Raw genomic sequence first — 24,919 nt, 5'->3', positions numbered from 1 at the left:
CCTGGTCTCTCCCGTGGCGGCGTGTCCTGCATGGGCGGGGTGAACCACGCCGGCGCCCGCCGCTCAAGGCCCACGCGGAAGTTGTCCACCGAAGCTGTGGATAAACCTGTGGATGGGGTTGGGGTTAACCCTCCTAAATGGCTGTCATCTGCGGGTCACATGGGGATGCTCATGCTTTGGGCATTTTTTTAAGTTATTGATGTAGAATGATTTATCGGATTTTTGCGCCGCGACAGGGCGTCAAGTTCAACAATGCCATTGACGCAGAGTTCACTCTTCAGATGTGAAATGAGCGGTGGACAAAACCCTGTCCCAACTGGCCTTTTCGCATCCCCGGCGGTGGGCGCGCGGGGCCGGGCCGCCGAATCGTACCCTCACCCCGGGCCAGGGGCCGGCCCCTCCGCCGCCCGCGAAAGCGCCTCCGGAGCGGGGGCGCAACAGTTTGGGGGCCATTCTGCCTAGGCCCTGTGCAGCGCAGCATGAAGCCTTGGCATGGGGGGCCAGGGGCGGGCAGGGGGGCGGGCTGAGGGGCGGGCCGCTGCCCCCCGGCCCCAGGGTTTTCCACCGAAACCGTGGATGAGGATGTGGAAGGGGCTGTGGGAATCTTCCGCAAGCCCCTGTCCTGTAACGGGATTTTACAACCCCAGGGGGGGTGCCCCGGAGGCGGGGCCTCGGTCAGGCGCGCAGCCGCTCCACCGTGACCCCCACGGCGGCGACATCGGCGATGATGTCCGGCTTCTCCACCGTCACCCGCGCGGCGGCGATGCGCCGGTCCCCCGCCAGCACGGCGCAGGCGATGCGCTCGGCCAGCGTCTCCGCCAGCCGGACATGGCCTTCCAGCGCGATGCGCCGGGCGGTGTTGGCCACCGCCTCATAATCCACCACGCGCTCCAGCCGGTCCTCGCCCACCCCGTGGGGGGCGGCATCGTCCTCGGCCAGCAGCTCGACATCGATCAGCACGCGTTGCGGCGCGGCTTCCTCATGCGGGTAGATCCCGATGCGGGCGTCCACCGCCAGGCGGCGGACGAGGATACGCCGCAGCCCGCGCGCGGCATCAGGGGAGAAGCTCATTCCGGCAGGGTCTGACCCCGGGAGGGGGACCATTGCAAGTGCTGCCCGCCATCCAGCGCGATCATCTGCCCCGTCATCGCCGGCAGGGCGAGGATGGCGAGCACGGCGCGCGCCACCTCCTCCGGGCTGGTGCCGCGGCCGAGCGGCGTGCTGGCGGCCTGCGCGGCGAACTGCTCCGCCGTCTGGCGCGGGCTCGGGATGGCCGGGCCGGGGCCGATGCCATTCACCCGGATGCGCGGCGCCAGGGCCAGGGCCAGGCTCTGCGTCAGCGCCCACAGCCCCGCCTTGGAGACGGTGTAGGTGACGAAATGCGGCGTCAGCGACCACACCCGCTGGTCCAGCATGTTGATGATCACGCCTTCCGCCGCCGCCGGCAGGGCGCGGGCGAAGGCCTGGGCCAGCACGAAGGGGGCGCGCAGATTCGGCTCCAGGTGGAAATCCCAGCTTTCGCGCGTCGCCGTATCCCACTCGTCGCGCTCGAAGGTGGAGGCGTTGTTCACCAGCACCCCCACCGGGCCGAGGGCGGCGGTGGCGGCGGGCAGCAGGGTCTCCACCTCCGCCTCGCGCTCCAGCGCGGCGGGGAGGGTGATGGCGCGGCGGCCCAGGGCGCGGATCTCGTTCGCCGTCGCCTCCGCCTCGGTGGCGCTGCGGCCGTAATGCAGGGCGATGTCGAAGCCGGCACCGGCCAGGGCCAGGGCGGTGGCGCGGCCCAGCCGCCGGGCGCCGCCGGTGACCAGGGCAAGGCGGGGAATCGTCTCAGGGATCAACATGGACCCAGACTTGGCCGCGCGGCGCCGATCGTCCAGGGGGCAGCGCATGGCAGCCCCGCGCTCGCCTCCGCCGCCCCCGGCGCCATATGGCGGGCATGAGCGAACGCCCCTGCATCAAGGTCTGCGACTTCGACGAGGAAACCGGCTGGTGCCTCGGCTGCGGCATGACGAAGCCGGAGCGCAAGGCCTGGAAGAAAATCCCCGCCTACCGGGAGGCCATCCGCGCCGCCCTGCCGGCCCGGCTGGACGCCATGGCGGGGGAAGGGCATAGGGTCGGGGAAGAAGCCAGAAGAAAGAAATAGATGCCTTCTTTTTCTGAAGAAAAAGAAGCAAAAAGACTTTTTCCGTTTGGCGTCCCGCCTCAGGCCTGAAGCGGGACGCCAACTGAAAAAAGGTTTTTGGTTCTTTTTTCTAAAAAGAACGCTTCTTCCTAAACCAAAGCCGCCTTGCGCACTTCCTCACGGATTTCCGCCATCAGCCTGGCCTTGAGTTCGGCGAAGATGGGGGTGGTCTTCACCGTCCAGTCGCGCGGATAGGGCAGGGGGACGGGGATTTCCGCCTTCACCCGGCCGGGGCGGGCGGACATCACCAGCACGCGGTTGGCCAGGAAGATGGCCTCGTCGATATCGTGGGTGACGAAGAGCACGGTCTTGCGCGCCTCCGGCGTGTCGCTGCCCCAGACTTCCAGGAGGAGTTCCTGCATCAGCTCGCGCGTCTGGTGGTCGAGCGCGCCGAAGGGCTCGTCCAGCAGCAGGATCTCGGGGTCGTTGGCCAGGGCGCGGGCCAGGGCGGTGCGCTGCTGCATGCCGCCCGAAAGCTGGCGCGGCCAGTGGTTCTCGAAGCCGCGCAGCCCGGTGCGGGCGATGAAGCGGGCGGCGATCTCGCGCGCCTCCTTCTCCGGCCGCTTCCGCTCGCGCAGGCCAAAGAGGATGTTCTGCTCGACCGTCAGCCAGGGGAAGAGGGTGTAGGACTGGAACACCATCCCCCGGTCCGGCCCCGGCCGCGTCACGCCCTGGCCGTTGAGGTGGACGCTGCCGCCGCTCGGCCGGTCCAGCCCGGCGACGATGCGCAGCAGCGTGGACTTGCCGCAGCCCGAGGGGCCGAGGATCGAGACGAACTCGCCCGGGCGGACATCGAGATCGGTGGGTTGCAGCGCCAGCGTGGGCGCGGCGCGGCCCTGGCCGGGGAAGCTGCGCGTCAGCCCGCGGACGGACAGGCCATGGGCGAGGGGAGGGGGGGCGAGGGGAGGGGTATCCGGCATCACAGCGTCGCCCAGCGGAAGAGGCGCCGGTTCAGCGCCTTGAAGAGGAAATCCGTCACCAGCCCGATCAGCCCGATGACGACGATGCCGAAGATCATCTGCCCGGTGTCGAGCAGGCGCTGGCTGTCCATGATCATGTGGCCGATGCCGCTCTGCGCCCCGATCAGCTCGGCGACGATGACATAGGTCCAGGCCCAGCCGAGGACGAGGCGCAGCGCCTCCATCACCTGCGGCGCGGCGGCGGGGATGATGACGCGCCGCAGGATGCCGCCCTGGCGCGCGCCCAGCGTATAGGCGGCCTCCACCAGGTCGATCCGCGTCGCGCCGGCAATCACCGCCACCATGATGACGACCTGGAACACGCTGCCGAGGAAGATGACGGACAGCTTCTGCGCCTCCCCCACCCCCGCCCAGAGGATGAGCAGCGGGATGAAGGCCGAGGCCGGCAGGTAGCGGGCGAAGGAGATGAAGGGCTCGAAAAAGGCCTCGACCGGCTTGTAGGCGCCCATCAGCAGGCCGAGCGGCACGGCCAGCGCGGCGGCCAGCACGAAGCCGCCCAGCACGCGCCACACCGTCATGCCGATATCGCCGATGAAATTGTATTCGGTGAAGAGCGACCAGCCGGAGGCCAGCGCCTGCCAGGGCGAGGCGAGGAAGAGCGGCTGGACGAAGCCCGTCGCCGTCACCAGCGCCCAGGCGCCGATGAACAGGACGAAGAAGGCGATGCCCAGCGCGATTCGCGCCGAGGCGGGGACGGGTTTCAGCGGTTCCAAGGCAACGGGCTTTCCTGTCGTCGGTCGGGGTGGGCGCGGGAGGGCCGGCGCAGGATGCCAGCCTGTGGCGGGTAATCAATCCAGGGCCTGCAAGCAAAGCGGGGGCCAGGAAAGCGGCAGGCCGGTGGGCGCGCCCCTCGCGGTCACCGCCCGGCAACCTCGTCCGGCCATGCTGCGGGGCGTGCCGTCCGCCTCTGCCCCCGCCTCTGCCCCCGTCTCCATCCCCGGGCCCGCCAGGAGAACCGTCATGATTCCCTTCCGTCTCTCCGCCCGCCGCCTGCTGCTGGCCGGGCTGGCGCTGCTGGCGATGCCCGGCCTCGCCCGTGCCGCCTGTGAGCCGGCGGGTGGCGACACGCCGCCGCAGGGGGCGCTGGCCGTGGCGCCCCAGGCCGGGCCGCGCCTCTATTTCCACGAGGACGGGGCGCGCTGCCCGCAGGCTGGCGCGCCCTGCCGGAGCAATGCCTATCTGGTGCCGGGGGATGCCGTCCTGCTGGCCGGGCGGGATGGCAAGGGCTGGGCCTGTGTCACCTTCGCCAGCCCGCGAGGGCGCGTGACCTGGGGCTGGATGCGGGAGGAGGCGCTCAACCCGCTGCCCGTCATTTCCGACCGCGCGGCGGATTGGGTGGGGCGCTGGCGCTTCGGGGCGGAGGAGACCCTCACCCTCTCCGCCGCGCCCGGCGGCGGGCTCCAGCTTGAGGGGGAAGCCAGCTGGGGCGCCTCCGATCCCGAGCGGGTGAAGCGGGGCGGGGTGAATGTCGGCAGCATTTCCACCCGCGTCGTGCCGCGCCAGGGGCGGGTGGCCTTCGCCCTCGATGATGACGGCAAGCCCGTGCCCTATGAGAAGACCCGCTTCGGCTGCCGCCTCTGGATGGAGCGCCATGGCCCCTATCTGGTGGTGGGCGGCGACCAGCCCGGCAATTGCGGCGGCCACAATGTGACCTTCAACGGGCTTTACCGCCGCTCCTGACCGGGCGGTGTGGGGGCTGGCATGCGGGAGGCCGGGCGGTTAGAGAGCGCCCGGTCAACATCACGGCAATGTCAGCGGCGGAGAAGAGCCAGCATGCGCCCCGCCTTCTCCCGCTCCGCCCGCCGGCATGCCCTGCCGGCCCTGCTGCTGCTCGCCGCCCTCGCCAGCCCCGCCGCCCAGGCCACCGAGCCCTTCACCCTGACGCTCGACATCCTGGGCCGCCGCATGAGCGGCAGCGGGCATGATGCCATGGCGCTGCTGAAGCTGTTGCAGCCGGGTTCCGCGGCCACCGCGGCCCTGCCGCCGCCGGGCCTGCCCTACACCGTCTCCCTGATGGCGCGCGGTGTGGCGATCCGCTTCGATATCGCGGCCGTCACCGGTGCCATCCGCCTGCGCGTGCCCGCCGCGGGGGTGGACATCACCTTCAACAGCGGTTCGCCCGTGGCCTCGCGCGATGCGCTGATCCATTTCATCCAGGGGCAGGGGGACCGGGAGGCGCTGAAGCGCATCATGAGTGCCGCCGTCCGCACCACCACGCTGGACCCGGTGGCGGGTGCCCCCACCGCCATGCTGGAGCGCACGGCGGTGGCGGATTTCAACCTCGGCCTGCTGCCGCCGGGCGATGCCGGAGACATGACGCCGCGCGCCGCCGGCTGGCATGCGGCCCTGGGGGCCGCCTTCATGGCCCAGCGGGAGGATACCCCCTCCACCACCGTTCCCATGCTGCCGCTCTCCCTCTCCTACGCCTTCGGGGAGGATGGGCCGGAAGCTCTGTTCGATCTTCAGCTGGAGCGCGGCAATACCGGTGGCGGCAAGCGTGCCTCGGCCAGCGGGGCGCTGGGGGTGCGGCTGCCCCTACTGACCACGCCGGACCTGCGCTGGTCCGTCACGCCCGCGCTGCGGCTCGGCGCGGTGAGTTCCGCCTGGCTGGCGGCGGCGGCGCGGGTGCAGGGCGCGGCCGTCACCAGTGACCTGCGCATCGCCCTGCCGGGCGAGATGGTGCTGGCCCTGGGTTCCGGCGTCGGCCACTACCAGACGCGGCCGATGAAGCTGCGCAACTATGATGTCCTGTACGAGCTGGACAACACCGCCTGGCGCAACAGCGCCAGCCTTTCCTGGCCGATGGGCCGGGTGGCGGACCGGCCGCTGCGCATGGCTGCCGGCATCGCCGATACCCGCCTGAACGGGCATGACACCGCCGTGCCCTCCTGGCAGGAATACAGCCTCTCCGCCGTGCTGGGGCGGGCGCAGCCGGTGCGCCTCTCCCTGGGCTACCTCGCGGGGGAGGGCGGCTACCACGCCTTCCAGGCCGGCTTGAGCGTGGCGTTTTAACGGGCGCCCCGCCTCCATCCTGAGGCGGGACGCGATCTGGAAAAGTTTTTTGGTTCTTTTTTCCAAAAAAGAACGCTGCTCTTTCTTTCCCCCCCCCCCGGCTCAGCCGCCGAGGAAACGCGTGTCGAGCAGCTTCGCCAGATCCGGCGCCTGCCGGATAACACCGGCTTCCTTCTGCACTTCCAGGGCCTTGGCCATGAACTGCGGCAGGCCATCGGCGGCATAGGCCTTGTTCTCGGCGGCGTCCTGCCAGTCGATGAAGGCGGCGCTGGCCTTGAAGGCCTCGCCCGACTGGTTGACGCGCTTGCCCATGATCTCGAAGGATTTTTCCGGCTCCTTCCCGATCATCTCCAGGGCGTCGTACCAGCTCTTGACCACCAGCTTCACCGCCTCGGCATTCCTGGCGACGAAATCGGGGGTGAAGGCCAGGGTATCGACGACGCAGGGGTAATCCAGCGTGGTGGAGAGGATCCGGCCCTTCTCGGCCCCCATGGCGCGCACCTGGGAGAGATAGGGCTCATAGGTGGAGCAGCCATCGAACTGCCCGGCCACGAAGGCCTGGGCCGCCGGCTGCGGCGCCAGCGTCGCGGTCTGCACATCCTTGATGGACAGGCCGTTCTCGCGCAGCATGTAGGCCAGCACGAAATAGGGCGTGGTGCCCGGCCCGTCGACGGCCAGGGTCTTGCCCTTCAGCGCCGCCCAGCTGGCGATGTTCGGGCGCACCGCCACGCCATCGCCGCCCTTCGACTTGTCGAGCACCAGCACCTGCACCAGCGGCATGGTGCTGCCCCACAGCACCATGGTGTCCACGGTGGTGACGACGCAGTTCAGCGCACCGGCGGCCAGCGCCAGGTTGCGCTCGCGCTGGGGGACGAACTTGGTCTCGACCTCCAGCCCGTTGGCCTTGAAGAGGCCGGCCTGCTCGGCCAGCGTCAGCGGGGCGAAGCCGGTCCAGCCCGACATGCCGATGGTGATCTTGGGCAGGCCCTGGGCGCGCAGGATAGAGGGCATGGCGAGCGCGCCAGCGGCGGCCCCCAGGAAAAGGCGGCGTTTCATCGGTGTGTTCTCCTCAGGCCTGGCGGCTCTCCCGTTGGCGCCACAGTAGAGCGGCCCCGGCGGCGCGGGAAGCGATTCACCCGGCGTCAAGGAATGGACACACCCCCTTCACATCCACCTGCGGTGGATCAATACTCCGTTAGTTCCCCTCTGCGATGATGAAGTTTCTTGGAAAGGACTCGCCATGCCGCAGAATGCCGCTGCCCCTGAACCCGCCCGCGCCACCCGCCTGCTGGTGCTCGACCCCCGCGCGCCGGGCTGGACGCTGCGGCTGACCGCGGCGGGGGAAGGCACGGCGGTGCTGGTGCTCGACCCCGCGCGGGACGGGCTGGCCCAGGCGGCGGAGGTCGCGGCCGAGATGGCGCCCCTGCAGGAATTGACGCTGTGCGGCCTGTCCGAGCCGGGCCGGCTTGGCCTCGGCAGCGCCACGCTGGTGGTGGATGGGCTGGCCAATGGGCTGGAGGATCGCGGCTGGATGCTGGCCGCGCTGGGGGAGGGCCTCGCGCCCGGCGCGGCGCTGGTGCTGGCCGATGGCGCCGGGGATGGCAGCGCCGGCGGGCGGCTTCTGGCTGCCCTGGCCCGGCTGGTGGGCCGCGATGTCGCCGCCGCCGATGGCCGTATCCTCGCCCGCCCCGACCGGCTGCGGGAGGTGCCGGGCTGGCTGCTGCCGCCCGGCCAGGGCAGCGGCCCCGGCAGCGGCCCCGCCCGCCTGCTGGCGGGCTGACGCCGCGCCGCCTTTCAGGCGTCCACTTCCTCCAGGTCCAGCTTCGCGGCGTTCTCCTGGATGAACTTGAAGCGCAGCTCCGGCTTGCGGCCCATCAGCGCCTCGATCAGCTCGGAGGTGCGGGCGCGCTCCTCGGGCGGCAGCACCACCTGGAGCAGCGTGCGCTTGCGCGGGTCCATGGTGGTTTCCTTGAGCGAGGCCGGGGGCATCTCGCCCAGGCCCTTGAAGCGGCTGACCTCCACCTTCTGGCTGGGCTTGAAGGCCTTCTTCAGCAGCTTCTCGCGCTCCGCGTCATCCATGGCGTAGAGCGTCTTGCCGGCGGTGGCCAGGCGGTAGAGCGGCGGCTGCGCCAGGAAGACGCGGCCCTGCCGCACCAGCTCGGGCAATTCCTTGTAGAAGAAGGTCATCAGCAGCGCGGCGATATGCGCGCCATCCACATCGGCATCGGTCATGATGACGACGCGGCCATAGCGCAGGCGGCTGATGTCGAACTTCTCCCCCGCGCCACAGCCCAGCGCCTCGATCAGGTCCTTCAGCTCCTGGTTCTGCCGCAGCTTGTCGGCGCTGGCCGAGGCGACGTTGAGGATCTTGCCGCGCAGCGGCAGCACCGCCTGGGTCTCGCGGTCGCGCGCCTGCTTGGCGGAGCCGCCGGCCGAATCGCCCTCCACAAGGAAAAGCTCGGTGCCCTCCGCCGCCTCGCGCGCGCAGTCGGCCAGCTTGCCGGGCAGGCGCAGGCGGCGCGTCGCGGTCTTGCGCGGGGTGTCCTTCTGCTCACGGCGGCGCAGGCGCTCCTCGGCGCGCTCGATCGCCCAGGTGAGCAGGTTGCCGGCCATCGCCGGGTCCCCCGCCAGCCAGTGGTCGAAATGGTCGCGCAGGCCCTGCTCGACCAGCTTCGCCGCCTCCGGGCTGGTCAGCTTGTCCTTGGTCTGGCCCTGGAACTGCGGCTCGCGGATGAAGACGGAGAGCATGCCCGCCAGCCCGCCGAAGACATCCTCGGCGGTGATGGCGGCGGCGCGCTTCTCCTTGCGCAGCTCGCCATAGGCGCGCAGCCCCTTCACCAGCGCGGCGCGCAGCCCGGCCTCATGTGTGCCGCCCTGTGGCGTCGGGATGGTGTTGGCATAGGTGTGCAGGAAGCCCTCGCCCTGCTCCAGCCAGGTGACGGCCCATTCGCAGCGCCCGGCGCCCTGGGGAAAGCGCGTCTCCCCGGCCCAGGGGGCGGGGATGACGGGGGCGCGCTTCTCCACCGCCGCCGCCAGGAAGTCCGAGAGGCCGCCGGGGAAGTGCAGAATCGCCTGGGAAGGGGTGTCGTCCTTCACCAGGGCGGGGTCGCAGGACCAGCGGATTTCCACGCCCCGGAACAGATAGGCCTTGGAGCGGCAGAGGCGGAACAGCCGGGTGGCCAGGAATTGCTGCGCGCCGAAGATCTCCGGGTCCGGCCGGAAGCGGATGGTGGTGCCGCGGCGGTTCTGCACCGCGCCGGCATTCTTCAGCTTGGCCAGCGGCTTGCCGCGCGAATACGCCTGGGTGAAGAGGGTGCGGTCGCGCGCCACCTCCACCTCCAGCCGCTCCGACAGGGCGTTGACGACGGAGGAGCCGACGCCGTGCAGCCCGCCCGAGGTGTCATAGGCCTTGCCCGAGAACTTGCCGCCGGAATGCAGGGTGGTGAGAATCACCTCCAGCGCCGAGAGGCCCGGGAATTTCGGGTGCGGGTCGGTCGGGATGCCGCGGCCATTGTCGCGGATGGTCAGCCAGTTGTCTTTCTCCAGCGTGACCTCGATGCGGTCGGCATGGCCGGCCACCGCCTCGTCCATCGCGTTGTCGAGCACCTCGGCCGCCAGATGGTGCAGGGCGTTCTCGTCGGTGCCGCCGATATACATGCCGGGGCGCCGCCGGACGGGCTCCAGCCCCTCCAGCACCTCGATATCCTTGGCCGAATAGGAAGCGCCGGCCTGCGCCTTGGCACCACGGCCGCCAAACAGATCGTTCATGTCTTGTTCACACCCTCGCCGGGCACCGTAACCAAGGCGAAGGGTCTGAGGCAAGCCCGCGATGCAGGGGGCAGAAAGCGGGAAGAAAGAAGCGTTCTTTTTTGAAAAAAGAACCAAAAAACTTTCCTCAGACAGCGACCCGCTTCCGGCCTGAAGCGGGTCGCCAAACTGAAAAAGTCTTTTTGCTTCTTTTTCTTTAGAAAAAGAAGATGACTTAATCTCCCAGATGGGCTTCCAGCATCCACACTTTCTTGTCGAGATCGCGGGAGAGGCCGGTCAACAGGTCGGCGGTATCGGCATCCCCGGCCTCATCGGTGCTGTCGATCCCCTCGCGGACCGATTTGGCGAGGCTGGCGAAGCGGTCGGCCAGTTCCTTCACATGGGCGAGGGCGGCGGTGGTGGCCTGCGGATAGGCGGGCAGGCGGGACTTCTCGGCGACGATCTGGCTGGTGCCATCCGGCGTGCCGCCCAGCTGGACCAGGCGCTCCGCCACATCGTCGGCGGTGGCGAAAAGCTCGTTGTAGAAGCCTTCCAGCATGGTGTGCAGGCCGATGAAGTTCGGGCCGCGCAGCGTCCAGTGGGCCATGCGGACGCAGTTGGTCAGGTCGATCGTATCGGCCAGCGTGGCGTTGAGGACGCTGACCGAGACCTTCTTGGCATTCTCGCCGAGATCGTTGCGCGTGGCGCGGAGAGCCATGGGATACCTCCTGTCTGGCAAGGCAAACGCTGAGCCTAAGATGGGGTTGCGCGGCGGAATTGTATCTTCTGATCGTGCCGCTCAGGGCGCATGGCTGATGAAGCGTGTGGCCTCCGGCCCGGTTTCGCCCCCCGTCGCGCTCCGGTGCAGCGCGGCGGCGCGGGCGATGGCGGCGCGGTCGGCCGGCTCCAGGCGCTGCAATTCGCGCAGATGGTCGGTCCAGTTTTCCATGGCCCAGAACTCGGCCCACATCTCGGGATGGGCGACATCCTCATAGAGCCGCCAGGAGAGGGCGCCGCTGCGCAGCCGCACCTGCCGCAACTCCGCCATGGCGGCCAGGAAGGCCTCGCGGTCGGCGGGGGCGATGCGGTAGCGCACCATCTCCAGCACCCGCCCGCGGCCCTGGGCGAGCAGCCCGGCGAGTTCCGCCGCCGGCGCCTCCGGCTGCGGCAGGAGGGAGGAGGCCGCCTCCGCCGCCGGGCGCGGGTCGAGCGACCAGCGGCGCATCACCAGCCCCCCCACCGCCCCGGCGGCGCCGAAGGCGAGCAGCGCCGGCTGCACCCCCACCGCATCCCCCGCCCAGCCCGCCAGGGCGGAGCCGAAGGCGAGCGCGCCGAAGAAGGAAAGCTGGTAGATGCCGATGGCCCGCGCCCGCACCCAGGCGGGGGAAGCCATCTGCGCCGCCGCCTGGAGGGTGGAGGCGGCGCCGATCCAGGCGGCGCCGTAGAACAGCATGCCGATGCCCGCCAGGAACCAGTGCGTGGCGAGGCCGAGCAGCAGCAGCGCGGCGGCGGCGCTGAGCGAGGCGCCGGCGATGAGGTCGCTGCGGCTGAAACGGGCGCGGGCGCGCGGCAGCAGCAGCCCGCCGCCCACGGCGCCGACGCCCATGGCCGCCAGCATCAGCCCGAAAGCCTCCGGCCCGAGGCCGAGCCGCCCCCGCACCACCAGCGGCAGCAGCCCCCACATGGCCGCGCCGAAGAAGAAGAACACCACCGCCCGCAGGATGATGACGCGCAGCGCCGGGGAGGCCGTGACGAAGCGCAGCCCCGCCCGCATGGCGGAGAGGAAATGTTCCTTCGGCAGGGCGTTGCGCGGCGCCTCCCGCCGCCAGAGCACCAGCGCCACGATGAGGATGACGAAGCACAGGGCGTTGAAGGCGAAGGCCGCCTCCGTCCCCGCCAGCCCGATGATGAAGCCGCCCAGCGCCGGGCCCACGGCGCGGGAGAGGTTGAAGCCGATGCCGTTCAGCACGATGGCCTGGGTGAGGTCGGTGCGCGGCACCAGCTCGGGCGTGGTGGCGGCCCAGGCGGGGAAGTTCATGGCGCTGCCGGCACCGATGGCGAAGGTGAAGGCCAGCAGCCCCCAGGGCCCGATCGCCCCCGTGGCGGTGACGAGGCAGAGCCCCAGCCCCATGGCGCACATCCAGGCCTGGGCGAAGATCAGGTAGCGGCGGCGGTCCACGATATCGGCCATGGCGCCCGCCGGCAGGGCGAGCAGGAAGACCGGCAGCATGGAGGCCGCCTGCACCAGGCTGACCATGATGGGGGAGGGGGCGAGGCTGGTCATCAGCCAGCCCGCGCCGGTGTTCTGCACCCACATGCCGGTGTTGCTGGCGAGGTTGGCCAGCCAGAGCAGGCGGAAGGCGGGGTGGCGCAGCGGCGCGAAGGCGGAGGGCGGCGCGGTGGTCTGGGACATGGGAAGCCTTGGCAGGGGCAAATCCCGGCCAGCCTGCCGTGATCCCACAGCCCCTGCCACCCTGTCCGAGCCCCTGACAGACAAAAGTTTTTTGGTTCTTTTTTACAAAAAAGAACCGCTTTCTTCCGCCAGCCTTCTGTCAGGCCGCCATGCGCCCGCGCATCAGCGCCTGGACGCAGGCCTCGAAACCGTCGAGGTCATGCCAGCGGCGTTCCTCCGGCACATCGCGTGCCACGAGCAGGCCGCCGGCGGCGCGGATGCCGCCATCGATCATCAGGTTGTCGTGGCAGCCGAAGCTTTCGAGGTGCAGCCCCTCGCCATCGGCCCAGCCGCCTTCCGGCAGGGGGCGGGCGGCGGCGCCGAGGAAGGCGCGGGTGCGGTGGCTGAAATCCACCACGCTGTTGGTGTAGCCCAGCACCGGGCGGCCGAGGGCGCGCATGAACCCCACCTCATAGACCGTGCCGGCATCGGCCGAGGGGCCACGGAAGGGGGTGAGGTTGGCGATCATCGCATCGCAGGCGCGGATATGCGCCTCGTTGCGCAGATAGATTTCGAACCAGCGGTCCCCGGCCTGGTCGGCGGCCGTATCGCTGATCGGGTCGGTCGGGAAGATGCCGATGGCGCCGTGGCGGGCGCAGATGGACTTCTTCGCCACGGCCATGGCGGCGGCGTCGGGGAGAAAGACGTCAGGTCCGGCAAGATAGATGCGCATGCACGGATTATGGCGTGGCGTGGGGCCAACCGCCAGCGGCTGCTGCGCCTCTGTGCCCTGTTTCGTCCTGCTTTGTTCCGGATGGAGCGGGACAAAGCAGTCAATTTGCTTAAAAAATGTTCTTTTTTGGTAAAAAAGAACCAAAAAACTTTTTCCAGATGGCGGCCCGCCCATGGCCCAGGGCGGGACGCCAAATGGAAAGTCAAATGGAAAGAAAGATCAAAATTTATGCCGCGTCGTGCGCCACCAGTTCGCGGCTGCCAGTGGCCGGCAGGGCGCGCAGGTCAGCCTCGAAGCGGTCGCGCCAGCGTTCCAGGCTGTTGCGGCGCATCACCGCCATCATCGCCGCGTGCCGCTCCTGGCGTTCCTCGCGCGACATGGCCAGCGCCCGGTCCAGCGCGGCGGCCACGCCCGCCTCGTCATGCGGGTTGACCAGCAGCGCGGCCTCCAGCTCCCGCGCCGCGCCGGCGAATTGCGACAGCACCAGGATGCCAGGGTCGCGCGGGTCCTGCGCCGCCACATATTCCTTGGCGACGAGGTTCATGCCATCGCGCAGCGGCGTCACCAGCCCGACCTTCGCCGCGGCATAGAGCGGCATCAGCGCGGCGCGGGGGAAGCTGCGGTTGAGGTAGCGCAGCGGCGTCCAGTCCAGCTCGGCGAAACGGCCATTGATGCGCCCGGCCTCCCCCTCCAGCTCGCGGCGGATGGCCTGGTAGGCCTCGACATCGCTGCGCGAGGGCGGCGCGATCTGGAGATACTCCACCCGGCGGTGCCAGGCGGGGTGCGAGGCCAGGAAGCGCTCATAGGCGGCGAAGCGCTGGCGCAGGCCCTTGGAATAGTCCAGCCGCTCCACGCTCATGATCAGCTCGCGCGTGCCGAGGGCGGCGCGCAGCGCGTCCATCTGCGGGTGGCCGGCACCGGCCACGGCCTCGGCGCGCAGCGCGTCCACATGCACGCCGATCGGGTAGACCGCCGTGCGCACCAGCCGGCCATGCACCAGCAGCAGCCCGCCCGCGAATTCCTCGCCGCCCAGCTCGCGCCGGACATAGTCGGCGAAGGCGAGGCGGTAGCCCTCCGTCTGGAAGCCGATCAGGTCGTAATGCGCCATGGCGCGCACCAGCTCGGCATGGGCCGGCACCGTCATCAGCACGGAGGGGGAGGGCCAGGGCGTGTGCAGGAAGAGGCCGATGCGGTTGCGCACGCCCAGCCCGCGCAGCGCCTCGGCGAGGCCCAGCAGGTGGTAGTCATGCGCCCAGATCACATCCTCCGGCCCGACCAGCTCGGCCAGGTGGCGGGCGAAATGCGTGTTGACGCGGCGGTAGCCGGCGAACTCGCCCCAGTCGAAGCGCGCCAGCGCCGTCTGGTCGTGCAGCACCGGCCACAGCGTGCCATTGGCGAAGCCGCGGTAATATTCGTTGTAGTCCCGCTGCGTCAGGTCGGTGGTGTAGAGCGTCACCGGCCCGCTGCGCGCCACGGCGGGGGGGATGCCGGGGGGCAGGCTGTCGGGCGGCACCACATCCGGCACCGTCTGGCCGGACCAGCCGAACCACAGCCCGCCCGTGTGGCGGAGCGCGTCCATGACGCCCGCCGCGAGGCCGCCGGCGGTGGGCTCGCCCTCGGTGATCGGGGCGACACGGTTCGAAACCACGACAAGACGCGACATCGCGCGGCCCTTTCAGGCTGCCTCCGGCAGGTCCGGCCCGGCGCCGGCCTGCTGCTGCAGCAGCAAATCCCGATACGGACCGGGGCGGCGGGCCAACTCCGACGGAGGGCCGTCCTCCACGATCCGACCCCGATTCAGGACGATGATTCTGTCGAAATTTTGGAGGCTCGCGAGGCGGTGCGCGATGGCGATGACGGTGCGCCCGCGCATCGCCTCGCCCAGCGCGCGGCGCAGGGCGGCCTCGCTCTCGCTGTCGAGGGCGCTGGTGGCCTCGTCCAGCAGGAGAATCGGCGCGCGGCTGAGCAGGGCGCGGGCGATGGCGAGCCGCTGCCGCTGCCCGCCGGAGAGCTTGACCCCCCGGTTGCCCACCACGGTGGCGAAGCCCTCCGGCAGGGCCTCGATGAAGTCACGGCACTGCGCGGCGGCGGCGGCGGCCTGCACCTCCGATTCGCTGGCCTCGGGGCGGGCGTAGCGGAGATTCTCGAGGATGCTGCGGTGGAACAGCGCCACATCCTGCGGCACCACGGCGAAGGCGGCGCAGAGGCTCGCCTGCGTCACCGCGCGCAGATCCTGGCCATCGACCAGGATGCGGCCCGAATCGGGGTCGAAGCCGCGCTGCAGCAGCGCCATCAGGGTGGATTTCCCGGCCCCCGAGGCCCCCACCACCCCGAGCTTCTGGCCGGGCGGCACCACGAGGTCCACCCCCTCCAGCACCGCCCCCCGCCCGGGATAACTGAAGAAAAGACCTTCGAGGCGGAGTTCGCCGGCGCCGGGGCGCAGCGCCACGGCGCCCGGCGCATCGGCCAGGGCATGCGGCGGCAGCAGGGCGGCGAGGGCTTCCTCCAGCCGCGCCATCTGCTGGGTGAACTCCACCAGCGCCACGGCGATATCCCGCGTGCCGTGCAGGATGGTGAGGGAGAGGGTGGCCAGCAGCGTGACATCCCCCACCGTCGCCGCGCCGCGCTGCCAGAGGGCGAGGCCGGCGGCCAGCACGCCGGCACTGAGGAAAATCGTCAGCAGCGCGTGCAGGCTGCGCAGCTTCTCCATGTGCCAGAGGCTGGCGCGGTGGCTGGCCACTTCCGCCGCCACCACCCCGGCCACCCGGCCGCGCTCGCGCAGCGTGGCGCCAAAGGCGCGCACCACGCCGATATTGCCCAGGATATCCACCACCTCGCCATCGACGGCGGCGGCGCGGGCGGCATGGGCGCGGTGCAGCGCCACGCCGCGCCGCGCCAGCCGGTGCATCAGCAGCCCGATCAGCAGCCCCGCCAGCGCCAGCCCGCCGGCCAGGGCGGGGGAGACACTGGCCGCCAGCGCCACCGCCGCCAGCACCGCCGTGGCGGGGGGCAGCAGGTTCCAGGCCAGGGTGTTCTCCACCGTGAAGGCGGCCTGGGCGGTGGCGGAAAGCCGCGCCGCCAGGGCGCCCGGCAGGCGGTCGGCGAAGAAGGCGGGGCCATGCCCGGCCAGATGGGCGAAGAGGCCGAGGCGGATCTCCCCCGCCACGGCGGTGAAGCTGCGCGTCGCCGCCCAGCCGCCCAGGCGCCAGAGCAGGTTGTCCGCCGCGATCAGGGCGCAGAGCCAGCCCAGGCCGCGCCAGGCCGCGGCGGCAGCGCCCGGGTCTGCGCCCCCCTGGCCGGTTCCCTGGCCTCCCGCTCCCTGGGCCAGCAGGTCCACCAGATGCTTCAGCCCGTATTGCGTCAGCACGCCGCACAGCATGGCGGCCAGCACGGCGCCGAAGGCCAGGGCATGCCCGCCCGCGTGCCGGGCCGCGTGGCGCGCCAGGAAATGCATGGCAGGGACCGGCGGAGCAGGGGGAAGATCGGGCAAGGAAGCCTACTTTTCGCCATAATGGATTTGTAGGTTCACGATGAAATATGGGCGTGAGCGGAAGCGTTCAAGTCGCAAACGGCCTGTTTTAACTAGAAACTGTGATCTGCCTGAGAAAAGGGATCGCGTTCATGCGTATCGCGCAAATCTCGCCGCTGTTCGAGGCTGTTCCGCCCAAGCTCTATGGCGGCACCGAGCGGGTCGTTTCCTCGCTGACTGAGGAACTGGTGGCGATGGGCCACGAGGTCACGCTGTTCGCCAGCGGTGACTCGGTGACCGCCGCGAAGCTGGCCGCGATGCGCCCCGAGGCGCTGCGCCTCGACCCCACCGTGCGCGACTGGGTCGCCCACTACATGCGCATGGTCGAGATCATCGCCCAGCGCGCGCATGAGTTCGATGTGATCCACTCCCACATCGACTACTTCCCCCTCGGCCTGCTCGACCGCCAGCGCGTGCCCTTCGTCACCACGCTGCATGGCCGCCTCGACCTGCCCGAGTTCAAGATGATCTACGAGACCTATGGGCATACGCCCTTCGTCTCGATCTCGGACCATCAGCGCCTGCCGATCCCGAAGCTGAACTGGGCCCGCACCATCCTGCACGGCATGCCGGAGAACCGGCTGACGCCGCAGCCGGTGGAGCAGAAGTACTTCGCCTTCCTCGGCCGCGTCTCGCCGGAGAAGGGGCTGGACCGCGCCATCCGCATCGCCGGCCGCGCCGGCGTCAAGCTGAAGGTCGCCGCCAAGATCGACGATGCCGACCGCGCCTATTACGAGCGCGAGATCGCCCCGCTGATGAAGCAGGACCACGTCGAATACATCGGCGAGATCAATGACGACCAGAAGCCGGAATTCCTCTCCGGCGCCCATGCCCTGCTCTTCCCGATCGACTGGCCGGAGCCCTTCGGCCTGGTGATGATCGAAGCCATGGCCTGCGGCACCCCCGTCATCGCCATGCGCCGCGGCTCGGTGCCGGAAGTGATGGAAGACGGCCTCACCGGCTTCATCGTCGAGAACGAGGACGAATTCGTCTCCGCCATCGCCCGCCTGCCGCAGCTCGACCGCGCCAAGGTCCGCGCCCGCTTCGAGCAGCGCTTCACCTCCCGCCGCATGGCGGAAGACTATGTGGCCCTCTATGAGGACCTCATCGAGCAGAGCAAGTCGCCGCGCCTGCGCGCGGTCGCCGGGAACTGACGATCAAAAAAAGTCCGGGGGAAGGAATTCCCCCGGACCCCCTTCTTTTTTCCGGCAGGGCCGGCCGACGCTGTCGGCCGGTTTTTTTATCGGCGGGCGAGGCCCTTGCGGATCTCGCGCTCCACCGCCGACCGCTCGGCCGAGCCGATGCGGCGGATGATCTCCCGCACAATGGCCGGCGAAACACGGTGGCGCTTGGCGAGGTAATCCACCTCGGCCTCCGGCGCGGCCATGGGCTCGGGGGGAGGGGTGGGCTTCTTGGTGGGAGCAGGGCGCAGCATCGCCAGCCTCCTGGAGCAGATCCCGGCCGGAGGAATCACCGGGGCGGGCAAAGATGCTCGTGAAAATAAAATTCCGGGGTGGGTTCCAGGCGCCGGGGCGCGTGGAAGGCGGCCTTAGCCGCCCGTGCGGAAGAAAGATTCGGCGCCCTGCCGCAGCTGGCTCTCGCGCACCACGCGCTCATGCCCGTCCTGCTGGTGGCGCACCCGGTATTCGCGGTCCGCGCCGTCATTGGGCAGCAGCCGCACCACCGTATAGGTGCCGCGCGGGATATTGCCGTCATACTTGCCGGGGAAGAGCTCGACGCTCTGCCCGACGGTGAAGCCATGGGGTTGCATGGGTCGCCCTCGCGGATCCGGGTCGGAACCGGGCGGGCCGGGCGGCCCGCGCGCCCTGCCGCCCCATGGCGCCCTGGCGTCAGGCCAGCTTCAGATTGGTCGCCGAGGTCTTGCCCTGCTGGCCACGCTGCAGGTCATACTCCAGCTTGTCGCCCTCGCGCGGCTCGCGCAGGTTGGAGCGCTGGACATCGGAAATGTGCAGGAACACGTCCTTGGAGCCGTCATCGGGCTGGATGAAGCCATAGCCCTTGGTCGCGTTGAACCACTTCACGGTGCCGGTCGACATGGATGATATCCGTTCATAGCAAAGGGCCGCGTAGCGGAAGCGCCACACGGATCGAACGTCGCGGGGAGACGGACACCGGGCTCGGCGCTCAAGCGAGAGCAAGGAGACAGGCCGAACCAAACGAGCTTGACGCCGTCAACATGGGCGCTTTGCGGCGAATTCACAAGGTTTTTCTTCAGCCCCCGCGCCGCAGGGCGCGCAGCCTGAATTCCCGCGCCGCAGGGCGTGTATCTTCAGTTCCCGCGCCGCAGGGCGCGCAGCCTCAGTCCCTGCGGCGCATGGCGCGCACCAGCACCAGCACCGGCGCCAGCCCCACCGCCACGATCAGCAGCGCCGCCGTCGAGGCCTCGGCCAGCCGTTCATCCGAGGCGAGGTTGTGCACCCGCACCGCCAGGGTATCGAGGTCGAAGGGCCGCACGATCAGCGTCGCCGGCAATTCCTTCATGGTGTCGACAAAGACCAGCGTGGCGGCGGTGAGCAGCGCGCCCCGCGCCAGCGGCGCCTCCACCCGGCGGATCGCCTGCCCGGGCGTGCAGCCCAGCACCCGCGCCGCCTGGAACAGCGAGGGCTTCAGCCGCGCCAGCCCGGATTCCACGGCGGATTGCCCGACGGCGAGGAAGCGCACGAGATAGGCGAAGACCAGCGCCGCCATGCTGCCCGAGAGCAGCAGCCCGGAGGAGAGGCCGAAGCGGGCCCGCAGCCAGGAATCCAGCGCATTGTCCAGCAGGCCGAAGGGCACCAGCGTGCCCACCGCGATCACCGAGCCGGGCAGGGCATAGCCCAGCCCCGCCAGCCGGTTGGCCAGCCGCGCCCAGGCGGAGGGATAATGCCGCACCCCCCAGCCGAGCAGCGCCGCCAGCGCCACCCCGATCGCCGCCGTGGTCCCGGCCAGCAGCAGCGAATTGCGCGCGAAAGGCAGGAAATTGGCCGGCGCCAGCGCATCGCCATGCTCCAGCATCAGCCAGACCAGCCCGCCGGCGGGAATGGCGAAGCCCACCAGCACCGGCAGGGCGCAGCAGGCCGTGGCCGCCCAGCCCTTCGCCCCGCGCAGCACCACCGGGCGCAGCGGCGGGTGGCGTGTGGTGGTGGGGTGGTAGCGCCGCCCGCCGCGCGAGACCTGCTCCGCCAGCAGCAGCAGCGCCACGACGCCGATCAGGCAGGCGGCGAGCTGGCTGGCCGCCTGCCGGTCCCCCATGCCGAACCACGCCTCGTAAATGCCGGTGGTGAAGGTGCGCACGGCGAAATAATCGACCGTGCCGAAATCGGCCAGCGTCTCCATCAGCACGAGGCCGGTGCCGGCGGCCAGCGCCGGCCGCGCCAGCGGCAGCGCCACCCGCCAGAAGGTGCGCGGCAGCGACAGCCCGAGCGTGCGCGAGGCCTCGATCAGGCAGGTGCTCTGCTGCAGGAAGGCGGCCCGGCAGAGCAGGTAGACATAGGGGTAGAGCACCGCCGCCAGCATCAGCGCCGCGCCGGGCAGGGAGCGGATCTCCGGGAACCAGTATTCCCCCCAGCGCAGCCCGGTGGCCTCGCGGATGGCCGCCTGCACCGGCCCCGCCGCATCCAGCAGCCAGGTGTAGAGATAGCCGCAGACATAGGCGGGCATGGCGATGGGCAGCAGCAGCGCCATCTCCAGCACCCGCCGCCCGGGAAAGCGGCAGGCGGTGACCAGCCAGGCGCAGGCCACCCCGGTGAGGGCGGACATCCCCGCCACCAGCGCCCCGAGCTCCAGCGAATGGCCGAGATAGGGCAGCAGGTTGGTGTGCAGGATATGGCGCCAGACCTGCCCCGCGCCCTCGCCCCGCAGCAGCGGCGCGGCGGCATTGGCCAGCACCGCCAGCACCGGCAGCGCCACCAGCAGCGCCACCAGCCAGCCGGCCCGTGCCCAGAAGGGCACGCGCCGCCGCGCGGGCGCAGCCGCCGGGGAGGGCCGGAGAGGAGGGGGGAGGGTGCTGCTGGACACGCGGGTGCGATTGCCTCTCAGGCGCCGGTAGCATGCGCCGCGGGGAGCGGAAAGGCCCATCCCCGTTCCGTCTCCGGTCCAGGCGGCCAAGTTTCAGCCCTGACGGGCCTGCTCCCCCCGCACCTGCCACCAGGGAAGACTCCCGGATGGGTTTCCAAAGGCCTCAGGCCTTTGGTGGGGAGAGTTTGAGAGGGGCGAAGCCCCTCTCAACAGCAAGCGCCCTATCCTCAAACCGTCTTTCAGCCCTCGCTCTTGCCGCCGCCGCGCGCCTGCCAATCGGCCAGGGTGGTGCGCGGCACGTCGAAGACATCGCCCGTCCGGGCATACCAGCCCCGGCCATGCATGCGGCCGACCAGCCCCAGCTTGGGCGTATCGACATAATATTTCGTTGCGTCCAGCACGCCTTCATCCTGGATATGCATGGCCAGAACCTTGCCCAGCACCAGCACATGCTGCCCCACGGGGACGAGCTGGAAGGTCTCGCACTCCATCGCCACCGGGGCGCGGGCGATGCGCGGCGGCTTCACATGCCGGCTCGGCGCCGGCTCCAGCCCCACCTCCGCCAGCTCGTCCACCCCGGGCGGGAAGTCGGTGGCCGTGGCGCTCATCGCCGGGGTCATCGCCTCATTCACCAGGCAGACCACGAATTGCCCGGTGGCACGGATATTGGCCAGCGTGTCCTTGGGCGGGGCCGCCGCCCCCTCCGGCCGCGGGCCGCAGGAAAAGCCGATCACCGGCGGCGTGTCGCCAAAGGCGTTGAAGAAGGAGAAGGGCGCGGCATTCACCACCCCCGCCGCATCCTGCGTCACCACCCAGGCGATGGGGCGCGGCACCACGGTGGCGACCAGAAGCTTATAGGCCTCGCGCGCGGGGATCGTCTCGAAATCGAACAGCATGGGGCATCCTGCCGGGAGAGAGGGAAAGGCCGGGAGAACCGGGGGAAAGATCAGCCGACGGGGTGCGGCGGCGCCTCGCCGCGCAGCAGCACGGCATCCAGATTGTCGAGGCAGCGCAGGCCCATGGCATCGCGCGTCTCCACCGTGGCACTGCCCAGATGCGGCAGCATCACGAGGTTGGGCGCGCTGTGATAGCCCTCGAAGATGCGCGGCTCGCCATCGAAGACATCCAGGCCGGCGGCGCGCAGATGCCCGGTGTGCAGCGCCGCGCAGAGCGCCGCGTCATCCACCGTGCTGCCGCGCCCGGTATTCACCACGATGCTGCCCGGGCGCAGCCTGGCGATGCGCTCCGCGTTCAGCCAGTGCCGCGTGGCCGCCCCGCCGGGGATATGCATCGACAGCACGTCGATGCGGCTGAAGAAGCTGTCCTCCTGCGCGTGGTAGTAGGCGCCGCGCTCCTCTTCCGGCGGCAGGCGGTTGCGGTTGTGGTAGTGCACCTTCATGCCGAAGCCGCGCGCCATGCGCGCCAGCGCCTGGCCGATCCGCCCCATGCCGAGGATGCCGAGCCGCTTGCCCTCCAGCGTGACGCCCATCAGCTGCGTCGGCGCCCAGCCCACCCATTGCCGGGCGCGGAGCATCCGTTCCGCCTCGCCGCCCCGCCGCGCGGCGGCCAGGATCAGCAGCATGGCGATCTCGGCCGTCGCCACGCTCAGCACGTCCGGCGTGTTGGTCACCAGGATGCCGCGCGCCGCCGCCGCCGCGAGGTCGATATGGTCCGTGCCCACGCTGAAGGTGGCGATGATGCGCACGCTCTCCGGCAGGGCGGCGATGGTCTCGGCATTCAGCGGGTCGCCGGCGGCGCAGAAAAGACCCTGCACCCCCGCCTGCGCCGCGGCGCGCACGATCTGCACCCCCGTCATCGGCACGTCGCTGGGGTTGGGGATGGTGACGTAGCTCTCCCGCGCGCGGGCCTCCACGGCATCCGGGAAGCGGCGGGTCAGCAGGAGGACGGGTTTCGTCATGCGCGACAACTCCAGCGGGCCGGAAGGGCGTGCGGAATGCAACGCAGCCCCGGCCTTCCGGCCCGGCGCGCGCGTCTTCCCTCCCGGCCCGGCAGCTTAACCATGCCGGCGCATCTGGCCAGGGGGGACCAACGGGTGGGTTTCCAAAGGCCCCAGGCCTTTGGTTGGGAGAGTTTGAGAGGGGCAAAGCCCCTCTCAAGAGCCGCCCCCACCCAGGGGATGACTTGCCAGCGGGGGGCGAAGCGTTCACGGTCCCCGCCCGAAAACCTGAGGGAGTTGCAAGGCCATGGATCTCGGTCTGCAAGGGCGCCGCGCCCTGGTGATGGGAGCCTCCAAGGGGCTCGGCCGCTCGATCGCCGATGCGCTGGCGGCGGAGGGGGTGGCGCTCGCCATCTCCGGCCGCGACCAGACGAGCCTCGACCGCGTGGCGGCCGAGCTGGAGGCGCTGGGCGCGCCCAAGGCCGTCGGCATCCCCGCCGATGTCGCCGAGGGCACGCAGATGGACCGCCTGGCCGACACCGCCGTGGCGGCGCTCGGCGGCGTGGACATCCTGGTGCTGAACCATGGGGGGCCGCCCACCTGCTCCGCGCTGGAGATGAAGCAGGAGGACCTCGTCACCTGGTTCCAGCGCATCGTCCTCTCGCCCATCCGCATCGCCAACCGCCTGCTGCCAGGCATGCGCGAGCAGAAATGGGGCCGCATCCTGGCCATCGGCTCCACCGGCATGGTGCAGCCGCTGCCGGGCCTCGCCCTCTCCAACACGCTGCGCGCCGCCATCGTCGGCTGGAACAAGACCCTGGCGGCCGAGGTGGCGGGGGAGGGCATCACCTGCAACATCCTCGCCCCCGGCGCCTTCGCCACCGACCGCACGGCGGAGACCCTGGCCGCCGCCGCCGCCAAGACGGGCAAGAGCATCGAGGCCCTGGTGGCCGAGCGCTCCGCCACCATCCCCGTCGGCCGCTATGGCGAGCCGAAGGAATTCGGCCCGATGGGCGCCTTCCTCGCCTCCGACGTGGCGGCCTACACCACGGGCCGCATCCACATCATCGATGGCGGGATCGTGCGCGGTGTCTGATTGCGTGGTGTCTGATACGGGGGCGGCCCGGCCCAATCTCCTGCCGGAAACCGATCTGGCCCGGCGCCTCTTCGCCACGCTGCGCGAGAAGAGCTTCGACGGCGTCGGCATCACGCGCGAGGCCTATGGCCCGGGCGAGCGCATGGCCCATGCCCTCGTCCGGGGCGAGGCCGAGGCGCTGGGGCTTGAGGTCACCACCGACCCGGTGGGCAATCTCTACATGACCCTGCCCGGCGCGGACCGCGCGGCGCCGCGCCTGCTGACCGGCAGCCATCTGGATTCCGTCCCCAAGGGCGGCAATTTCGATGGCGCGGCGGGGGTGCTGGCCGGCCTCGCGGCGGTGGCGGGGCTGAAGCGCGCGGGCTTCGTCCCGGCGCGCGACATCACCGTCATGGCCATCCGGGCGGAGGAGGCGGGGGCCTGGTTCCCCACCTCCTACCCCGGCAGCCGCGGCGCCCTCGGCCGGCTGAAGGCGGAAGAATTGCAGGTCCGCCGCCAGGATTCCGGCCGCACCCTGGCCGAGCACATGCGCGAGGAGGGCTTCGACCCCAGCTTCGCCGAGCGCGGCGAGGCCGCCATCACCCCGGCCAACACCGCCGCCTTCCTGGAGCTGCATATCGAGCAGGGGCCGGTGCTGGATGCGGAGGCGGTGCCCGTCGGCATCGTCACCGGCATTCCGGGCAGCCGGCGGCTGCGGCAGGGGCGCGTCCTCGGCGAATACAACCATTCCGGTGGCACGCCGCGCCGCTACCGCCGCGATGCCGCCATCGCCCTGGCCGAGCTTGCCCTGGCGCTGGATGAGGAATGGGCGCGGCTGGAGGCGCTGGGCCACCGCCTCGTCTGCACCTTCTGCACCCTGGCCACCACGGCGGAGGCGGGCTTCACCAAGATCCCCGGCGAGGCCACCTTCATGCTCGATGTCCGCAGCGTGAACCCGGCCAGCGTGGATGCCATCTTCGCCGAACTCGCCCGCAAGGTGCCGGAGATCGAGGCCCGCCGCGGCGTGCGCTTCGACCTCGGGCCGGAAACCGGCTCGCTCGCCTCGCCCATGGATGCGGGCCTCCGCGCCGGGCTGGCCCGCGCGGCCGATGCCGTGGGCGTGCGCTGGATGGACATGGCCTCCGGCGGCGGGCATGACGCGGCGGCCTTCGGGGCCGCCGGCATCCCCACCGCCATGCTCTTCGTGCGCAACCAGAATGGCAGCCACAACCCGCATGAGGCCATGCGGGACGAGGACTTCGCCGAGGCCTGCAAGGTGATGACCCGCTGGCTGGCGGACGCCGCCGGCTGAGCCACGATCCGCCAGGGGTGGCCTCTGCCCCTGGCGCCCTCCG

Annotated in this window: 24 protein-coding genes; 7 read left to right on the top strand and 17 right to left on the bottom strand. The window is 70.5% G+C overall.

Annotation, left to right across the window (positions count from 1 at the left end; genetic code table 11):
- Nucleotides 1-675: 675 nt before the first annotated feature.
- Together folB and NON00_RS11720 are read right to left on the bottom strand one after the other, a co-directional pair.
- On the bottom strand, nucleotides 676-1,071 hold the full coding sequence (folB, locus tag NON00_RS11725) for a dihydroneopterin aldolase (protein WP_256021036.1): 396 nt from the start codon (nucleotides 1,069-1,071) through the stop codon (nucleotides 676-678).
- Entirely contained in the window at nucleotides 1,068-1,841 is a 774-nt protein-coding gene (locus tag NON00_RS11720; protein WP_256021033.1) for an SDR family oxidoreductase, read from the bottom strand. The genes folB and NON00_RS11720 overlap by 4 nt, the downstream gene beginning before the upstream one ends.
- A gap of 95 nt (nucleotides 1,842-1,936) precedes the next feature.
- Between NON00_RS11720 and NON00_RS11715 the strand changes: the two genes are divergently transcribed.
- Nucleotides 1,937-2,143 (top strand): DUF1289 domain-containing protein, encoded by a 207-nt coding sequence (locus NON00_RS11715; RefSeq protein WP_256021030.1) that lies wholly within the window; start codon nucleotides 1,937-1,939, stop codon nucleotides 2,141-2,143.
- Nucleotides 2,144-2,271: 128 nt separating this feature from the next.
- Here the strand turns inward: NON00_RS11715 and NON00_RS11710 are convergent, their stop codons facing one another.
- Nucleotides 2,272-3,102, bottom strand: a complete 831-nt coding sequence (locus tag NON00_RS11710) for an ABC transporter ATP-binding protein (RefSeq protein ID WP_256021026.1) — start codon at nucleotides 3,100-3,102, stop codon at nucleotides 2,272-2,274.
- Nucleotides 3,102-3,875, bottom strand: coding sequence for an ABC transporter permease (locus tag NON00_RS11705; RefSeq protein ID WP_256021023.1), 774 nt, complete (start codon nucleotides 3,873-3,875; stop codon nucleotides 3,102-3,104). The genes NON00_RS11710 and NON00_RS11705 overlap by 1 nt, the downstream gene beginning before the upstream one ends.
- A gap of 247 nt (nucleotides 3,876-4,122) precedes the next feature.
- Here NON00_RS11705 and NON00_RS11700 point away from each other — a divergent pair, with 247 nt between their 5' ends.
- Together NON00_RS11700 and NON00_RS11695 are read left to right on the top strand one after the other, a co-directional pair.
- A complete protein-coding gene (locus NON00_RS11700) occupies nucleotides 4,123-4,842 on the top strand; it encodes a hypothetical protein (RefSeq protein ID WP_256021020.1) in 720 nt (239 codons plus the stop codon).
- A gap of 93 nt (nucleotides 4,843-4,935) precedes the next feature.
- A complete protein-coding gene (locus NON00_RS11695; protein WP_256021017.1) occupies nucleotides 4,936-6,174 on the top strand; it encodes a hypothetical protein in 1,239 nt (412 codons plus the stop codon).
- A gap of 102 nt (nucleotides 6,175-6,276) precedes the next feature.
- Here the strand turns inward: NON00_RS11695 and NON00_RS11690 are convergent, their stop codons facing one another.
- Nucleotides 6,277-7,230 (bottom strand): ABC transporter substrate-binding protein, encoded by a 954-nt coding sequence (locus NON00_RS11690; RefSeq protein WP_256021014.1) that lies wholly within the window; start codon nucleotides 7,228-7,230, stop codon nucleotides 6,277-6,279.
- A gap of 184 nt (nucleotides 7,231-7,414) precedes the next feature.
- On the opposite strand from NON00_RS11690, the gene NON00_RS11685 reads away from it, so the two are divergent.
- Nucleotides 7,415-7,954, top strand: coding sequence for a DUF4347 domain-containing protein (locus tag NON00_RS11685; RefSeq protein WP_256021011.1), 540 nt, complete (start codon nucleotides 7,415-7,417; stop codon nucleotides 7,952-7,954).
- A 14-nt stretch (nucleotides 7,955-7,968) separates the two neighbouring features.
- On the opposite strand, the gene parE is transcribed toward NON00_RS11685, so the two are convergent.
- The 6 genes from parE to NON00_RS11655 form a co-directional block, all read right to left on the bottom strand.
- A complete protein-coding gene (gene parE / locus NON00_RS11680) occupies nucleotides 7,969-9,942 on the bottom strand; it encodes a DNA topoisomerase IV subunit B (protein WP_256021008.1) in 1,974 nt (657 codons plus the stop codon).
- A gap of 214 nt (nucleotides 9,943-10,156) precedes the next feature.
- Nucleotides 10,157-10,639 (bottom strand): DNA starvation/stationary phase protection protein Dps, encoded by a 483-nt coding sequence (dps, locus tag NON00_RS11675; protein ID WP_256021005.1) that lies wholly within the window; start codon nucleotides 10,637-10,639, stop codon nucleotides 10,157-10,159.
- Nucleotides 10,640-10,720: 81 nt separating this feature from the next.
- Nucleotides 10,721-12,334: an MFS transporter gene (locus NON00_RS11670; RefSeq protein ID WP_256021003.1), complete on the bottom strand. Its 1,614-nt coding sequence runs from the start codon at nucleotides 12,332-12,334 to the stop codon at nucleotides 10,721-10,723.
- A 139-nt stretch (nucleotides 12,335-12,473) separates the two neighbouring features.
- Nucleotides 12,474-13,046 (bottom strand): nucleoside 2-deoxyribosyltransferase, encoded by a 573-nt coding sequence (locus tag NON00_RS11665; protein ID WP_256021000.1) that lies wholly within the window; start codon nucleotides 13,044-13,046, stop codon nucleotides 12,474-12,476.
- Between the two features lie 226 nt (nucleotides 13,047-13,272).
- On the bottom strand, nucleotides 13,273-14,709 hold the full coding sequence (locus tag NON00_RS11660; RefSeq protein ID WP_256020997.1) for a trehalose-6-phosphate synthase: 1,437 nt from the start codon (nucleotides 14,707-14,709) through the stop codon (nucleotides 13,273-13,275).
- 12 nt (nucleotides 14,710-14,721) lie between these two features.
- The gene (locus NON00_RS11655) at nucleotides 14,722-16,500 is read right to left on the bottom strand and encodes an ABC transporter ATP-binding protein (protein ID WP_256020994.1); all 1,779 of its coding nucleotides are present in this window, start codon (nucleotides 16,498-16,500) and stop codon (nucleotides 14,722-14,724) included.
- A 167-nt stretch (nucleotides 16,501-16,667) separates the two neighbouring features.
- Between NON00_RS11655 and NON00_RS11650 the strand changes: the two genes are divergently transcribed.
- Entirely contained in the window at nucleotides 16,668-17,729 is a 1,062-nt protein-coding gene (locus tag NON00_RS11650; protein WP_256020991.1) for a glycosyltransferase family 4 protein, read from the top strand.
- Nucleotides 17,730-17,815: 86 nt separating this feature from the next.
- Here the strand turns inward: NON00_RS11650 and NON00_RS11645 are convergent, their stop codons facing one another.
- The 6 genes from NON00_RS11645 to NON00_RS11620 all read right to left on the bottom strand — a co-directional run bounded on the left by NON00_RS11645 (nucleotide 17,816) and on the right by NON00_RS11620 (nucleotide 22,510).
- The gene (locus NON00_RS11645; RefSeq protein ID WP_256020988.1) at nucleotides 17,816-18,010 is read right to left on the bottom strand and encodes a hypothetical protein; all 195 of its coding nucleotides are present in this window, start codon (nucleotides 18,008-18,010) and stop codon (nucleotides 17,816-17,818) included.
- 114 nt (nucleotides 18,011-18,124) lie between these two features.
- The gene (locus NON00_RS11640) at nucleotides 18,125-18,346 is read right to left on the bottom strand and encodes a hypothetical protein (protein WP_256020985.1); all 222 of its coding nucleotides are present in this window, start codon (nucleotides 18,344-18,346) and stop codon (nucleotides 18,125-18,127) included.
- Nucleotides 18,347-18,425: 79 nt separating this feature from the next.
- Nucleotides 18,426-18,632, bottom strand: a complete 207-nt coding sequence (locus tag NON00_RS11635; RefSeq protein WP_256020982.1) for a cold-shock protein — start codon at nucleotides 18,630-18,632, stop codon at nucleotides 18,426-18,428.
- Nucleotides 18,633-18,894: 262 nt separating this feature from the next.
- Nucleotides 18,895-20,592 (bottom strand): iron ABC transporter permease, encoded by a 1,698-nt coding sequence (locus tag NON00_RS11630; protein ID WP_256020979.1) that lies wholly within the window; start codon nucleotides 20,590-20,592, stop codon nucleotides 18,895-18,897.
- Between the two features lie 239 nt (nucleotides 20,593-20,831).
- The gene (locus tag NON00_RS11625; protein ID WP_256020976.1) at nucleotides 20,832-21,488 is read right to left on the bottom strand and encodes a flavin reductase family protein; all 657 of its coding nucleotides are present in this window, start codon (nucleotides 21,486-21,488) and stop codon (nucleotides 20,832-20,834) included.
- A gap of 50 nt (nucleotides 21,489-21,538) precedes the next feature.
- Nucleotides 21,539-22,510 (bottom strand): D-glycerate dehydrogenase, encoded by a 972-nt coding sequence (locus tag NON00_RS11620; protein ID WP_256020973.1) that lies wholly within the window; start codon nucleotides 22,508-22,510, stop codon nucleotides 21,539-21,541.
- 286 nt (nucleotides 22,511-22,796) lie between these two features.
- On the opposite strand from NON00_RS11620, the gene NON00_RS11615 reads away from it, so the two are divergent.
- Together NON00_RS11615 and NON00_RS11610 are read left to right on the top strand one after the other, a co-directional pair.
- Nucleotides 22,797-23,585, top strand: coding sequence for an SDR family oxidoreductase (locus tag NON00_RS11615; protein WP_256020970.1), 789 nt, complete (start codon nucleotides 22,797-22,799; stop codon nucleotides 23,583-23,585).
- Nucleotides 23,586-23,592: 7 nt separating this feature from the next.
- On the top strand, nucleotides 23,593-24,876 hold the full coding sequence (locus tag NON00_RS11610; protein WP_256020967.1) for a Zn-dependent hydrolase: 1,284 nt from the start codon (nucleotides 23,593-23,595) through the stop codon (nucleotides 24,874-24,876).
- Nucleotides 24,877-24,919: the final 43 nt, after the last annotated feature.

The sequence above is a fragment of the Roseomonas sp. GC11 genome, from assembly GCF_024437745.1.
Classification (GTDB): Bacteria; Pseudomonadota; Alphaproteobacteria; order Acetobacterales; family Acetobacteraceae; genus Pseudoroseomonas.
Note: the sequence above shows the minus strand (reverse complement) of the source record. Positions and strands in the feature narration are given on the sequence as shown.